This is a genomic window from Pedobacter suwonensis (genome assembly GCF_044762335.1).
Classification (GTDB): Bacteria; Bacteroidota; Bacteroidia; order Sphingobacteriales; family Sphingobacteriaceae; genus Pedobacter.
Map to the genome: position 1 here is coordinate 311,098 of NZ_JBIWEB010000003.1, position 14,361 is coordinate 325,458.

Consider the following 14,361-nt stretch of genomic DNA (forward strand, 5'->3'; position numbering starts at 1 on the left):
ATGGTTAAGCAGTTAAAAACCAACGCTTAGTAAGTATTCAGGTCATCTGTTTGATGAGATCATTTGCTGAATAATTATCCTGTTTCTGCTCAATTGGTGATGCGCATAGATCTGTCGGTTTATCTCTTAGCAGTTAAACTTTTAAGCCCTTTAACTAAATAATGTTCACCGTCGGACCAAAGTGTCTGACCTTTTGTTAGCCAGGACAGCCCAAACGCTTCTACGGCAATGGATTCAAATACGTAGATTACCGGAAAGCCTTTCAGGTCGGGTTTGAATATAAAGTACAGGCCTAAAATAACCAGGCAAGCTATAATGATCCAGCCGCAAACCTTGAAAACAATATTCCGTTTACCTTTCTGGCTTAGTGTCCCGTCGGTATTAAAACAATTTTCTTTTCTGCCTTTGGTAAAAAATACCAGTGAAAGAATAGCCAGTACAAATAGAAAAGTTGCCGCAAATATAAAGTGAATGGCAGTGCCGGCAAGTTTGGGGAAAACGCCTCCGCTATTGGTATGAACACTGTTAAGACAGTCTTTGCACCGCTGCATGGTAGGTACAAATGCAACACCTATGCTGCCAATCCCTGCAATAAAAGTAAGCAGGCGTTCTTTCCAGTTATAACCGGAATAAGTAATTAAAAATGCGCCGAGTACACAAAGGATAACCACCAGAATATCGCCTCTATCTGTGTAAAAATAATCACTGATAGAGGGTTCAAAGCCATAATATTCTGAATCACGGCTGGGAAAAATGGCCAGGGCAATTGGTAGTGACACGCCACCGAAGCCAATTAAATTACGCAATGTAAGGTAGGAGAAAACCAATTCATTATTGTCTTCTTTAAGCTTATCGACCGAAGTAACTTCATTTTTTAGTGTTTTCATTTCAATTATAAATTTATAATTCTTTAATAATGTTGATTGAATTATTGAATCTGAAATCCAACCTCCACCCAAGGTTTTATAAGCGGGAATCTGGGTTTTTCGGGATAGACCGATCACCCAACTGATGAAGCCACTGCAATCACATAAGCCATCCCTGGAAGGAAGGGTATCTTTTGGAGCATACCACCGCTCGCTAATTTATACGCAATTGATGAATTGATAACAGATTTTGCTCGATTAATCAGCATTGAAGCCGGGGTTGGAAGGCTAAACCTGGCATCTTCCGGAATGTCATGCATATTCGGAATCTGAATAATCTGATTGATAAATAGCTGATCGGGATGCTGAATCTGGTTCAGATTAAGTATGGTGCTTAATGGAACATTAAACTTTAAAGCAATTTTACTGAGTGTGCAACCAGCTGAAACGGTATAGACCATAAAGTATTTTATGTTTAATTGACGGTTAATTATTTAAAAAATGCTGCTATTGTTAATTAATTCAGCTTTTTTGTTTTTTTACTTTGATAGCCAGACCTCAAAATGACCAGGTCTGGTTCCTCTGCCATTCCCCGGAATTTTCACTGGTGCGGGGCTCATGGTCAGGTTCGGAAATTGACTGCGAACAATATTGAACAGACGCAATGCTTCAGAGAATTCTTCTGCACGATAATACCTAATTTCGGTTTTCGCAGGTATGTATCGGTCACCCCTTTTTCCAATATTTTCGATACCTGGAACCTGAAAATTCTCATTTTGCAATACTGTCTGAAGTACATTTGCCTGTCCACGCTGATCTTCACTGCTAATGTGCAAATAGGCCCTTGGTAGTATAAGCGATGTAGAAACAGACACTAAAGGTGACTCCTTTTGTTCTATAAGCTCATTGACTTTTGCTTTCTCTATCTTCTGTGCAGGCGTCGGATTTATAATGGTATCCAGCGCTTTGCTCTTTTCTTTTAAAATAAGATAGTTGGCATGCTCAATTTTTAGCGTATCATAATACTCTTTCCATGATTTTTTGAGTTCACCATTTGGTGCAACAATCATTAAATATCTGGATAACTGGAATCTTTCCTCCAGCCCATCAACTTTTTTCACATCTTGGGCATATTTGTCAAAATACTCGAGTTCTTTTACATCCTGCTCCCTTTCCTTAAAAAGATCGGTGATAATTAGCGTAACGGTGGCTATGGCAATCGAAACAATAGTATATTTAAAAAGATCGATCATCCTATCAAGCCGTTCCAATTCGATTGTTTTATCTTTAAGGTTTTTAATGGCGATGATCAGGCCGATTATCGCAATACCAATTAAGGCGGCATATAATGTTAGTGAAACAGTTCCTGTGTTTGAGAGCATCATATTTATATTTTTTGTTTGTTTGATTATTGGCTTTTGAGCAGATATTTACTAATACTTAAATTTAAACAGATAAACGCTCCAATAAAATACTCAATACTGGGTATTTAGCGACTGGTCATTTCAGCAGCCTTTTATTAAGAGCATTAAAGTACAGTTAATGAAAGCGCTTGCACGAAGTCAGTCTGGATTATATTTTTTAAGTACAGATCATAGACCAACTCTATGGTTGATTACTAGAATTCACTATCAGGGTTAACATTTACCTTTTAGCTAAACCAGAAAGCATTAAAACCGCAGCAAATTCGCTTATTGCAATCATTTTAAATTTTCACCATCCTTAAAATGTAAACGCCTAAATACAAGGCCTGATAATATAGTCAGGGCACCTACTACAAGAAAGGTATACCTGAATGCATTATGGATATCATCATGGATGAGTTTTACATCTCCCTGAAATATTTTTAAAATAATCAGCCCGAAGGCAACACCAAAGCCGATTGCCAGCTGCTGATTAACGGAGATTAAAGAATTGCCACTACTGGTATGATACTCACGCAGATCCGCAATAGAAATGGTGTTCATGGCTGTAAATTGAATGGAGTTAAAAAAGCCCATCATCACGATAATGGGTACATAGTAGTAAATAGACGAACTGATGGCGGGTATCGCCATTGTACAGATCAGACAGCCAATGATAAAAGTATTGGCCATTAATGTGGTTCGGTAACCAAACCTGTTCAGGATTTCAATGACCTGCGATTTTGCAAGAATAGCGGTTAGTGCCATAGGGGCGATGATCCAGCCAGAAACTACTGCAGATTGGCCGTAAGCAATCTGAATCATCATGGGCAATAATAAAGGTATAGCACTGATACCCAAACGTGTGGCAAGGTTACCGAGTATACCCACCCTAAATGTTCTCACCTGAAACAGGTTCAGTGGAAAAATAGGATTATTGTCTGTTACGGCATGCCGGTAATAAAAATAAAGCATCAATACACCGAGTGATAAAATAGCCAGGGCGGGCGTAGTGTAAACCTCGTCTCCCAGGAGTTCAAGCGCAATAGAGAGCAATAATGATGCTGTAGCAAATATCAGAAAACCACGCAAATCAAAATCAATCTCATCAGATCGATAATCAGGCATGTACCTCAGGCTAAGCACAATACCCAAAACACCCATCGGTATATTAATCAAAAATATCCAGTGCCATGACAGGTAGTCTACCATATACCCTCCAACTAGCGGGCCTAAAACGGGGCCAATGAGCGCTGGTATAATTGCAAAATTCATCGCTTTCAATAAATCTTTTTTTGGAAAACTCTTTACCAGCGCTAGTTTACCAACAGGTGTCATCAAACTCCCTCCCACCCCCTGAATGATTCTTGACATGACCAGTTGAGTGAGGTTTCCGGAGAGCGAGCAGAACAGAGATCCTGCGCTGAAAAGTACCAACGACAGAATAAAAACCCTCTTGGTTCCAAACTTATCAGATAAAAAACCACTTACCGGCATAAACACTGCAAGTGTTAATACATAACCGATAATGGCATTTTGCATATTCAAGGGAGATTGATGAAGATCTTTCGCGATAGCCGGAAGCGATGTATTGAGTATCGTCGAATCGAGCATTTGCATAAAAATAGCGGTAGCCAATATCATTGGCAGCACACGTTTTGTAGCCTCTATATTTTTTGATGGTAAATGTTGCGGCATGGCTAAATTGGTCTGTTTTGAATGATATAACGTTCGGTATTTTTGAATTATCTTACCCAGTCACAATATTAAGTGCCTGTAAATATATAGGCAATAACACCTCACCTACAAATTTGGTTGTTTAATTTAAAAGTTCACCAACCATATCATCATATCACACAGATGGATTAATGATTCGCCTAAAAGTCAGGTTTACCCTAGGCCCAATAGGTTGAGCGGTCTTGGCAATCCGGTGTTCCCATCTTGTCTGCAAATCACCTTTCATAATTAAAAGAGATCCGTGTTCCAACCTGACGGCATATTTTTCCCGGTGTTTTTCTTTTTTCCGGATATCAAAACTGCGTACAGCACCAAAGGAAACAGAGGCGATAACCGGATGCGATCCCATTACCGTTTCCTTATCACTATGCCAGGCCACCGAATCATTGCCGTTACGATAATAATTGAGCAATACACTATTAAATGTAATTCCGGCAATGGGTTCCACCCATTTTTTAAGTTCCAAAAGTGGGGTTGTCCATTCCATTGGTGCAGACTTGCCAAGGACTCCATAGTCAATGTCCTCAATATCTCCATACCATGCGGTAAGCCTGGGTGTAAGTACTTCCCGGTCGTACATTTTTACAAGCCTTTGCTGCCAGGGCGTGTTCTGAACAAAGGTTTTGAGCAACAGATCGCTTTGATCCTGATCGATAAAACCTGCGTGATATTCGAGCACATCTCTCGGTAGTCCTGCCGATTGCCCGCTAGGAGCAAAAAAACTCAATTGTTCCATTACCTGTTCACCTCTTCCCACCCAAATGATTCTTTTTTATAAACCAGTGGCTTTGCGAGCAACGAAAAATCATCCGAAAAATTATGGTTGAATACCTGGAAGTTTACCGACCACTCATCTTTGAGCAAACCTGGCACAAACTTTGAAAATATGCCTTGAAAGCTTTTAAAGTTAATCCCTTCTTTGCAGATGATCATATAGGCAGCATCCGACCTTAACACCACTTTTTCGACCAGATTCGGCCAACGCGAACAGATTTCATGGGGAAGGTAGTTAAAATACTGTGCATCAATATGACCGGTAAGACCAATCAGAAGATCCTTGCTAAGTTCATCACAATTTTGAAGCTTCCAGGTACCTTGCCATTTTTGCATACTGCCAATCAGTTCACCATCCAGCACGATCTTCCAAGGCTCTCCAACCCCAAAACGGATCAATTGATAAACCACTGATATTCCACTTTCATCCTCAAAAAAATATTCCAACTCCGTCATAAAAAAGATCCTTTTTATATTTTTTAAAGATCAAATATAAATACTTTTACTAAATAAATTAGCATTTATTAACATTTTTATATTACAAAAGTTCAATAATACGACTTAAAACCATAATAAAATATTTTTGTTCACAATTTAATAATACTAATATTTTTAGTATTATTTTTGCAAGGGTGATATAGAAATTATTTTCCCTGCTCTAGCAAAAGGATATGGCGGCTGTTAAAAAGGATATTATAGGCAAACTTCAGGAACAGATCCTGAATCTTCAGGGCTTTAAACCTGAAAGGAATGCTCATGGGATAGACTTTGGACTGGGTATAATTTCCACTGCTTTCCCGGGTAATGCATTTCCATTGGCTGCCCTGCACGAATTTTTAGCGACAAATCTGGAAGATGCAGCGGCAAGTGGCGGCTTTATTTCTGCCCTGCTTTCTACCCTGATGAAAAAAGGTGGTCTTTGCCTGTGGATCAGTACGCAACGCAAAATCTTCCCTCCTTCACTCATCACTTTTGGCCTGTCGCCAGAACGCATCATTTTTATTGACCTGCAAAACGAAAGGGATGTATTATGGGCAAGTGAGGAAGCATTAAAGTGCGAAAGCCTCACTGCAGTAGTAACTGAACTGGATGAGATCAGTTTTGCGCAGAGCAGAAGGCTCCAACTGGTGATCGAAAAAAGCAGGGTTACCGCTTTTGTAATCCGAAAAAATGCGGAAAAACTCAGTTCTACCATGGCGACGGCCAGGTGGCGCATATCTGCTATGCCAAGCGGGGCCATTGATGGATTACCCGGACTAGGCTTCGCCAGGTGGCATGTTGAACTGCTGAAGGTTAAAAACGGAATACCTGGCAACTGGACGATCGAATATGCAGCCGGAACTTTTAAACCAGTAAAACAGGTACCTTTTAACGATCTGAAAATCAGGAAAGCGGTATGATGCAAAAAAGATATATGTCTATATGGTTTTCTACCCTGCTTACCGACTGGATCCGCATCAAGCGGCCAGCTTTGAAGGATTTGCCGCTTGTTTTTTCAGATAAGGCCGGTAACCGAATGGTGATTACCGCCGCCAGTAAAGAAGCGGCTTTGCTCGGTATCCACCTGGGAATGCCGCTGGCGGATGCCAGGGCGATTGTACCCGATTTGGAAGTCATCGAAAACCAATGCCATAAATCCAAAAAGTTATTAACCGCACTTGGCAGGTGGTGCATCCGTTACACCCCGTTGGTGGCTTTAGAGGAAGATCAGGGCCTGATTTTAGATATCAGCGGCTGTGCTCATCTGTGGGGAGGTGAAAAAGCATATCTCCGCGAAATCGTTAACCGCTTACGTGGGATAGGCTATCAGGTCAGGGCTGCGATTTCAGATACTATGGGTACTGCCTGGGCCGTATCGCGTTATGGAAGGGTTTCCCCCATCATTAAAAGTGGTGAAGAGCTGAATGCGCTTCTGCCCCTGCCGCCAATGGCGCTCCGCATTTCGCGCATAGCCAGTCAAAAATTGATCAAGCTTGGGCTAAAGACCATCGGCAGTTTTATTGCTATGCCCCGATCAGTATTGCGCAGAAGGATCGGAGAAGACAGTATGGAAAGAATTGAGCAGGTATTGGGAGAAAAAGAAGATGTTTTTTTACCGATTACTGTTCCTGAAGTTTATAGCGAAAGATTGGCTAGTATGGAGCCGATCAGAACGCGGAAAGGGATTGAAATCGCCATCGAAAAACTGCTGCTTCAACTTTGCACCAAACTGCAAAGTGATGGAATGGGCCTCCGTTCGGCCCTGTTGCAAAGCTACCGGATAGATGGCCAGGTAATTAAAACCCAAATTGGTACCAATAGCCCAAGTATCAATACGAGCCATCTTTTCAAGCTGTTTTCACTCCAGATCGATAAGATTGAGCCCAAAATGGGTATTGAACTTTTCACTATGGATGCGGTTAGGTTTGACCGGCTGGATCCAGGTCAGGAATCTTTATGGATGACAGAAAAAAATATGAGCAACCAAAAGGTCATTGAACTTTTGGATAGGCTGGCCGGAAAACTGGGTGCCCAGTCCATTCATCGCTATCTGCCACAGCCTCATCACTGGCCGGAGCGATCCATTAAAAATACGGATTCCATTACCGAGCCGCTTTCTTTACCCTGGCGCACTGACCGCTTGCGCCCGGTACAGCTACTTAAAGTACCAGAGCCTGTACAGGTTACTGTCCCTATCCCCGATTATCCACCCATGCTGTTTCGCTATCAGGGCGTTACCCATCAGGTAAAAAAAGCAGACGGGCCGGAACGCATTGAACGTGAATGGTGGCTGGAAAAGGGTGAGCATCGGGATTACTATCAATTGGAAGATGCAGAGGGAAAACGCTACTGGCTTTTCAGATCTGGTCATTATAGTCCGGAGAAACCCTCTCAATGGTTTATACACGGTTTTTTTGCTTAGTGAAATGGAATATATAGAACTTCAGGTAACGAGTAATTTTAGTTTCCTCAGGGGGGCTTCACACCCAGAAGAATTGATCGATCAGGCGGCAGTTATGGGCTACCGCAAACTGGCCATTACCGATCGCAATACGCTGGCAGGAATTGTGCGTGCACATGTAGCGGCGAGAAACCACGCTATCGAACTGATACCTGCCTGCAGGCTAGATTTACTGGATGGACCATCGATATTGGCTTATCCAACAGACAGAAAAGCCTATTGCCGACTTTCTGCTTTGCTTAGCCTGGGTAATAGCCGGGCAGAAAAAGGCAGTTGCCACCTTCATCAGGCTGATGTATTTGAACATAGCGAGGGTATAAAGTTTATTGTAATCCCCCCAGATGAAATGAACTCCATTTTTGATTACCAGGAGAACTTTAAAGCTCAACTGTCAGATTTCAGAAAAAAATTCGGCAATAATCTGTTTTTAGCTGCAACAATGGGTTATACCGGAGCTGACCATAAAAAACTGTTCAGGCTAAACCAGTTATCGCAAGTGCTGGATATTCCGCTTATTGCCACAAACGATGTACATTACCATCATCCAGACCGGCGGGAACTGCAGGATATACTCACCTGTACGCGCGAAAAATGCACGGTTCAGAACGCCGGATTTTTGCTCCACCAGAATGCAGAGCGGCATTTAAAGGATCAGGCAGAAATGATCAGGCTCTTTAGGCAGTATCCGCAAGCCATAAAAAACAGTATCTTATTGGCTGAGTCCTGCCAGTTTTCACTGGACAGTTTAGAATATGTGTATCCGGAAGAAATTACTACCGATGGAAGATCGCCACAGGAGGAACTCAGCTATCTTTCCTGGAAAGGTGCCAGAGAGATGTTTGGTGAAGAAATTCCGGAAAAAATTACTGCTAACATTCGGTATGAACTTAAATTTATGGAAGAAATGAACTATGCTTCCTATTTTCTCACTGTATATGATATTGTCAGGTTTGCGCGTTCAAAAGGAATTTTATGCCAGGGACGTGGCTCTGCAGCCAATTCAACCGTATGCTATTGCCTGGGCATTACTTCGGTCAACCCCACCAAATTCGACCTTCTTTTTGAGCGTTTTATCTCTTCAGCCAGAAATGAGCCGCCGGATATTGATGTGGATTTTGAACATGAACGCAGAGAAGAGGTGATCCAGTATATTTATCAGAAATACGGCCGCGACCGGGCGGCCATTGTTGCTACTGTAACCCAGCAGCATCAAAAAGGTGCAATACGGGATGTGGGTAAGGCCATGGGACTTTCGGTAGACACCGTGGCCAAGTTATCAGGGGCAATCTGGGAATTTACCGACGAATGGTTTGAAGAGGCGCGGATACTGGAAGCCGGACTCAACCCTAAGGATCCGCTATTAAAAAAGGTATTGCAACTTACCGGGCAAATGATGGGTTTTCCCCGCCAGCTGGGCCAGCATACGGGTGGATTTGTGATTACCCAGGGAAAACTGACTGACCTCTGCCCCATTATAAATGCCCGAATGGCAGACCGCACCAATATAGAATGGAACAAAGATGATATCGACGCATTGGGTTTTCTAAAAATTGATGTGCTGGGATTGGGTATGCTCACCTGTATACGGAAAGGGTTTGAGCTGGCTAAAAAACATTACGACCTTGATTTAACCCTGGCCAATATCAATGAAGAGGAAGATCCAAAGGTATATGAGATGATCAGCAATGCAGATACCATTGGCGTTTTTCAGATCGAAAGCCGGGCACAGCAATCGATGCTGCCCCGTTTACGCCCCGAGTGTTTTTATGATCTGGTTATCGAAGTAGCCATTGTGCGCCCGGGGCCTATTCAGGGAGATATGGTGCACCCCTATCTAAGGAGAAGGAATAATGAAGAAGCTGTTGAATACCCTTCGCCCGAACTGGAAGAAATATTATACAGAACGAAAGGTGTGCCTTTGTTCCAGGAACAGGCGATGAAAATTGCCATAGTAGCGGCGGGTTTCTCTCCGGCTGAGGCAGATGCTTTAAGGCGCAGCATGGCCACTTTCAAATTTAAGGGGCTGGTCAACCAGTTTGAAAAAAAACTCATTGATGGGATGTTGGAACGCGGCTATAGTGAAGATTTTGCCAAACGTATCTTCAAACAGCTGGAGGGTTTTGGAAGTTACGGTTTCCCCGAAAGCCATGCCGCGAGCTTTGCGCTCCTGGTATATGTGTCATGCTGGCTGAAATGTTACTATCCCGATGTTTTTGCAGCAGCATTGCTCAACAGTATGCCCATGGGCTTTTATCAACCGGCACAGATTGTAATTGATGCCAGGAACCATGGCGTGGAGGTCCGTGCGATAGATGTTAACTATTCGGCCTGGGACAATATACTGGAGGAAAAAACCGGAAAATATCATGCCATTCGCCTGGGCTTTCGCCAGATCAAGGGGATTGCCCTGGAAGAAATGGAATTACTTGTTAAAGGAAGAGCAGCTTCCTATAAAATGATACATGAGCTGATGGATGCCGGCGTATCACAGCGCACGCTGGAAATTTTGGCTGATGCGGATGCTTTCCGCTCATTGGGAATGGACAGGCGGCAGGCACTTTGGGAGGTTTCGGCACTGGCAGACCGTCCGGTTGGCATATTCGAAAAACAAGCCTCTGAAAGTGAAAAAGAACCACAGTTATCACTGCCACTAATGCATGATTCTGAACATGTTGTACACGATTATACCACTACGGCGCTGTCGCTCAAAGCGCATCCCGTAAGTTTTGTTCGCGAAAAACTGAGTTTGCTTAAAATCCTTTCTACCAAAGAAGCCGCAGCATCCTGGGATGGCAGATTGGTAAAAGTTGCAGGGCTGGTACTGGTACGCCAGCGACCCGGAACTGCAGGCGGAGTCTGTTTTATCACTGTTGAAGATGAAACAGGTGTAGCGAATCTGGTTGTTTTCCAACATCTTTTTGAGAAGTACCGAAAGGAGATCCTGGGTGCAAGGCTTCTGATGGTAGAAGGAAAACTACAGCGTGAGGGTGAGGTGGTGCACGTTATTGTAAAACGCTGTTTTGATCTGACCAGTCTGTTGAAAGGACTCTCCGATACAGGGCATGAAGAACTCCCTTTGTTAACGCTTTCAAGGTCAGATGAACGCGTGCCTTACCCAACGGAAAACAAACGTACACAAAAAAGAGAGCAGGCAGATGGAACAGTGTTCCCTCCAGCCAGGAACTTTAAATAGTTTCGGGTTGAAGGCCTTAATAAAAAAATCAGTTGGTTTTAACTCACAATAATCAGTACCATATTAAGTTGCGTGGCAATATCATCGCAATAAGTAGTCTGGTATTTGCCAACGTAAACCCGATAATGGAAACGGCATTATTTAACAGCCACAGTTTAAAGTTTACCAAATAATCAAGATAACCTGGAGACCATGCTCCAGGATTATCGCCATGTGCGCCACCAGCCCTATGAGAGGGGCCTACGTAGTACCAAATACAGCACACAAAACTTTACTTTTCTAAAAGGGCAAAAGTACACCATAAGTATGGAGACTGCCCGTGCGAATCGCCCACGTTTCTCGGGCGGTCGTAATAATATTGTTTATCATTTTTCTTGTTTGTACCTACACATACTTCTGCAACATCACCCTTCTCATTGATGTAAGGAACCAATGCCAACCACGCTTTTCGGGCCACTGGTGCATATTCCTGCTTATTTAGCCATCCCTGTTTCACTCCGCTGATCAGGGCATAGGTAAACATCGCTGATCCTGAAGTTTCTGCCCAACAATCAGGCTCATCAATTAATTGGTTCCACATGCCACTGGGCCTTTGGTAATCTTTCAAACTTTTCATCATCGTTTCATAACCTTTCATGATCCTAGGGCGGTCCTTACTGTCTTTAGGCAGCAAACGCAACAGTTCTGTCATGCCTGCGGCCATCCATCCATTGCCACGCCCCCAATAAAACGGCACATCAGGCGCATGATAGAAAAGGCCGTTAGGGCGCTGCAGTTCATCCAGGTAAAGCACCATTTCGCGAGCAGCCCGATCAATATATTTCCGGTCTCCGGTGGCTTTATAAGCCTGTGCCTGTACAATGGTAATCATGTACATATCATCAATCCATAGGCGGGTTTGCCACGAAAACCCTTTATCTGCCCATTCTTTCTGCTTTTGATCAGCATTAGGCGGAAGCGTCCACTGCGTATCCGCATAAGGTATACCCAGATCGAAATAACGTTTGTCTTTGGTAATCTGGTAGAGTTCCAACGGTAAACTGCCAAACATATTCAGGTCAACATGGTTCATAACCGGTAACAGTTGTTTTTCCTGTGAAGTAAGTTTCTCAAACCTTTCTTCCAAAAGTGATAGGAGCTTTTTATCTTTTGTTAACTTGGCGTAACGCAGCGCCCCTGTCCAATTAAAAGTTTCAGGATAGCTGATCCATTTGCCCCCATGGAGCATATGTTTTCTGTCTGGAAAGCGGTATGCCAAGCGTTTTCCCACTTCCTTTGGTCCAAAACCCTCCGGAAAATCTATTAACAGATTTTGCTGGGCAAACAGGATATTACTGGTAATCAAGAGTAAAAATAAGGAGATTGATTTTCTACACATATACATTTATATTTTGGTCATCGTTCTTTTAGTGAAAAATTTTTTCTTTTAAAAAAATATAGTCGGCTACCACGTTCAGCATGATCTGATAATACATATTCTTTTTAGGTCCTGCACTGGCAAAACAGACCGCATGGCCTGTACCCCTTTCAACTTCAGCAAAAACGAATTTAAAATCAGGTGAATAAAGCCATGAATGCAATGCAGCATCGAAATGAAAAATGTGGCATTCAATGTTACATGCCCTTGTTGGTAAACTGAAAAATTCAAGGCAATAGGCTATTTTTAATTCTATAATGCCATAACTGAATAGGTCAACCAGGACTTGTGTTTTTTCAACCGCTTTTTCCATTTTTAGCTTCACGTTTTGCAGGTAAACCTGGTATTAGTAGCCAGGGTTCTGTTCTAGTCTTGCGCCATTGTTGCGCTCAATTTCTGAAGCAGGAATAGGCCATAGGTTATAAGTGGTAAGTACATCGTTATAATAAGGATTACATTTCTTTACACGATCGTAAACCAGACCAAGCCTCATCAGGGTGATCCTTCTTTTTTCTTCCGAACCCAGCTCACGCATCCGCTCATCTAAAATATAATCAATGTTCACGTTCGCTGGCAATACAGGAGATGCATTTGATCTGGCGCGCACCACATTAATATCAGCTGCAGCTTTATCAAGCTGGTTTAAACCTAAATAAGCTTCGGCCCTGAGTAAGTAGGTTTCTGCCAACCTGAACATATACTGATCAGCATAGGTTCCACCTGCACTTGCTTTAAGCAGCAGCTCCGATTTATCCTGAAACATGCCATCAGGATGGTCGCCGGGAGTAGTTACCTTCGATTGGAAAGCATAAAAATCCCTTCGAGGCACGGTGATACCTGCAGGCGGATTTATGGTGGATATGGTTTGCCCAAATCGTGGATGTGCCGGATTAGTTACCTTAAACTCACGCACAAAGTTGAATGGTGCATTCCTGAGGTCGTTATTAAAATCGCTCTGCCAAATCACATCCGAAAAATATTTGGTGGGTATTGCCCAACCAATTCCCCTACCGCCGCTATAATCGCTGATGGGATATAAAAATGGCTGAATACTGCTTCCGGCAAGCCTGAATGTAAGAAATTGTGGGGCAAAATGCCGTTCCATCTGATAAGAGCCACCAATTCCTGTAGAAACAGCTCCACCGCCAGGTACATCAGTTTCAAATTGAACCACCCAAAGGCTTTCCCGGTTGGTTCCATTTTTCCGGTTTTGGTTGCCACGCTGAAAAAGATCCCAATACACATTTTTTGTAGCGTCTGAAGCTTTCACCCCGAACCTGGTCGTCATCAGGCCAACATTGGGGTTACTGATTACGGTAGAAGCTGCATCTACCGCATTTTGAAACTGCCCGGCCGCCAGGTAAACTTCCGACAGGAGATGGTAAGCCGCAAGGTTATTAATTTCCCCATCCTGCACCACATTGATAGCAGGCAGGTTTGATGATGCAAATTTAAGATCGCTGATGGCCTGCTCCAGTACCGCGGTTTTAGGTTCCCGTACATAATCTGTTTTGGGCGATACTACCTCGGTTGTGTTTAAAGGTACGCCACCGTACAGATAGGCAAGTGTACGGAAAGCCATACCCCTGAAAAATTTCGCTTTGGCTTCCATTAGCGTTTTATCTGCGGGAGAAAGTGCTGAAGCTGGAATGCGATCGATAATGGTGTTCGACTCCGCAATAATTTTATAAAGAGATGTCCAGTGAATTAAAGGAATTTCGGTACTCAGCGGCGAGTAGGCCGCGATCATATTGGTGTGCCTGGTGGTGGAAGGCTGACCGTCAAAAACAAGGTCACAACCAAACACATAATCGAAAGGCCGCTGCTCACCACTGTTATAAAACTCGCTTCTTACCCGGCTATATAAATTGTTCACGGTAGCATCAAAGTCTTTAATATTATTGTAGGCATTTGTGGTGCTCAAAAAATCCAGTGGTTCTTCATCCAGAAAAGATTTTTTACAGGAGAAAAACGTCATGATCAGGGCAGCAGCTATAATTGTAAAGGTTATCTTTTTCATTGTTTTTTAT

The 14,361-nt window shown here is 43.0% G+C and carries 12 protein-coding genes; 3 read left to right on the forward strand and 9 right to left on the reverse strand.

Annotated elements, in window-relative coordinates; translation table 11 throughout:
* Positions 1-119: 119 nt before the first annotated feature.
* The 6 genes from ACIQXP_RS07250 to ACIQXP_RS07275 all read right to left on the reverse strand — a co-directional run bounded on the left by ACIQXP_RS07250 (position 120) and on the right by ACIQXP_RS07275 (position 5,236).
* A complete protein-coding gene (locus tag ACIQXP_RS07250) occupies positions 120-887 on the reverse strand; it encodes a hypothetical protein (protein WP_387504965.1) in 768 nt (255 codons plus the stop codon).
* A gap of 113 nt (positions 888-1,000) precedes the next feature.
* On the reverse strand, positions 1,001-1,327 hold the full coding sequence (locus tag ACIQXP_RS07255; RefSeq protein ID WP_387504964.1) for a LysM peptidoglycan-binding domain-containing protein: 327 nt from the start codon (positions 1,325-1,327) through the stop codon (positions 1,001-1,003).
* Positions 1,328-1,405: 78 nt separating this feature from the next.
* Positions 1,406-2,251 carry a hypothetical protein gene (locus tag ACIQXP_RS07260; RefSeq protein WP_387504963.1) on the reverse strand — a complete coding sequence of 282 codons (846 nt, stop codon included), beginning with the start codon at positions 2,249-2,251 and terminating at the stop codon, positions 1,406-1,408.
* Between the two features lie 315 nt (positions 2,252-2,566).
* On the reverse strand, positions 2,567-3,967 hold the full coding sequence (locus ACIQXP_RS07265) for an MFS transporter (protein WP_387504962.1): 1,401 nt from the start codon (positions 3,965-3,967) through the stop codon (positions 2,567-2,569).
* Between the two features lie 154 nt (positions 3,968-4,121).
* Entirely contained in the window at positions 4,122-4,763 is a 642-nt protein-coding gene (locus ACIQXP_RS07270) for an alpha-ketoglutarate-dependent dioxygenase AlkB family protein (protein WP_387504961.1), read from the reverse strand.
* The gene (locus tag ACIQXP_RS07275; protein WP_293743005.1) at positions 4,742-5,236 is read right to left on the reverse strand and encodes a hypothetical protein; all 495 of its coding nucleotides are present in this window, start codon (positions 5,234-5,236) and stop codon (positions 4,742-4,744) included. The genes ACIQXP_RS07270 and ACIQXP_RS07275 overlap by 22 nt, the downstream gene beginning before the upstream one ends.
* Before the next feature lie 215 nt (positions 5,237-5,451).
* On the opposite strand from ACIQXP_RS07275, the gene ACIQXP_RS07280 reads away from it, so the two are divergent.
* Genes ACIQXP_RS07280 through ACIQXP_RS07290 form a run of 3 tightly spaced genes read left to right on the forward strand, consistent with a single transcriptional unit; the run spans position 5,452 to position 10,914 of the window.
* Positions 5,452-6,180 (forward strand): ImuA family protein, encoded by a 729-nt coding sequence (locus ACIQXP_RS07280; protein WP_387504960.1) that lies wholly within the window; start codon positions 5,452-5,454, stop codon positions 6,178-6,180.
* Positions 6,177-7,682, forward strand: a complete 1,506-nt coding sequence (locus tag ACIQXP_RS07285) for a Y-family DNA polymerase (RefSeq protein ID WP_387504959.1) — start codon at positions 6,177-6,179, stop codon at positions 7,680-7,682. The genes ACIQXP_RS07280 and ACIQXP_RS07285 overlap by 4 nt, the downstream gene beginning before the upstream one ends.
* 4 nt (positions 7,683-7,686) lie before the next feature.
* Positions 7,687-10,914 carry an error-prone DNA polymerase gene (locus ACIQXP_RS07290; RefSeq protein ID WP_387504958.1) on the forward strand — a complete coding sequence of 1,076 codons (3,228 nt, stop codon included), beginning with the start codon at positions 7,687-7,689 and terminating at the stop codon, positions 10,912-10,914.
* A gap of 271 nt (positions 10,915-11,185) precedes the next feature.
* On the opposite strand, the gene ACIQXP_RS07295 is transcribed toward ACIQXP_RS07290, so the two are convergent.
* Genes ACIQXP_RS07295 through ACIQXP_RS07305 form a run of 3 tightly spaced genes read right to left on the reverse strand, consistent with a single transcriptional unit; the run spans position 11,186 to position 14,351 of the window.
* Positions 11,186-12,292 carry a glycoside hydrolase family 88/105 protein gene (locus ACIQXP_RS07295; protein ID WP_387504957.1) on the reverse strand — a complete coding sequence of 369 codons (1,107 nt, stop codon included), beginning with the start codon at positions 12,290-12,292 and terminating at the stop codon, positions 11,186-11,188.
* A gap of 28 nt (positions 12,293-12,320) precedes the next feature.
* Positions 12,321-12,644 carry a hypothetical protein gene (locus ACIQXP_RS07300; RefSeq protein WP_387504956.1) on the reverse strand — a complete coding sequence of 108 codons (324 nt, stop codon included), beginning with the start codon at positions 12,642-12,644 and terminating at the stop codon, positions 12,321-12,323.
* A gap of 33 nt (positions 12,645-12,677) precedes the next feature.
* A complete protein-coding gene (locus ACIQXP_RS07305) occupies positions 12,678-14,351 on the reverse strand; it encodes a RagB/SusD family nutrient uptake outer membrane protein (protein ID WP_387504955.1) in 1,674 nt (557 codons plus the stop codon).
* Positions 14,352-14,361 lie beyond the last annotated feature (10 nt).

Excerpts from the sequence above, each read along its gene's own strand:
- ACIQXP_RS07250 (WP_387504965.1), bottom strand. The coding sequence starts at position 887 with ATGAAAACACTAAAAAATGAAGTTACTTCGGTCGATAAGCTTAAAGAA.
- ACIQXP_RS07255 (WP_387504964.1), bottom strand. The coding sequence starts at position 1,327 with ATGGTCTATACCGTTTCAGCTGGTTGCACACTCAGTAAAATTGCTTTA.
- ACIQXP_RS07260 (WP_387504963.1), bottom strand. The coding sequence starts at position 2,251 with ATGATGCTCTCAAACACAGGAACTGTTTCACTAACATTATATGCCGCC.
- ACIQXP_RS07265 (WP_387504962.1), bottom strand. The coding sequence starts at position 3,967 with ATGCCGCAACATTTACCATCAAAAAATATAGAGGCTACAAAACGTGTG.
- ACIQXP_RS07275 (WP_293743005.1), bottom strand. The coding sequence starts at position 5,236 with ATGACGGAGTTGGAATATTTTTTTGAGGATGAAAGTGGAATATCAGTG.
- ACIQXP_RS07280 (WP_387504960.1), top strand. The coding sequence starts at position 5,452 with ATGGCGGCTGTTAAAAAGGATATTATAGGCAAACTTCAGGAACAGATC.
- ACIQXP_RS07285 (WP_387504959.1), top strand. The coding sequence starts at position 6,177 with ATGATGCAAAAAAGATATATGTCTATATGGTTTTCTACCCTGCTTACC.
- ACIQXP_RS07290 (WP_387504958.1), top strand. The coding sequence starts at position 7,687 with ATGGAATATATAGAACTTCAGGTAACGAGTAATTTTAGTTTCCTCAGG.
- ACIQXP_RS07295 (WP_387504957.1), bottom strand. The coding sequence starts at position 12,292 with ATGTGTAGAAAATCAATCTCCTTATTTTTACTCTTGATTACCAGTAAT.
- ACIQXP_RS07300 (WP_387504956.1), bottom strand. The coding sequence starts at position 12,644 with ATGGAAAAAGCGGTTGAAAAAACACAAGTCCTGGTTGACCTATTCAGT.
- ACIQXP_RS07305 (WP_387504955.1), bottom strand. The coding sequence starts at position 14,351 with ATGAAAAAGATAACCTTTACAATTATAGCTGCTGCCCTGATCATGACG.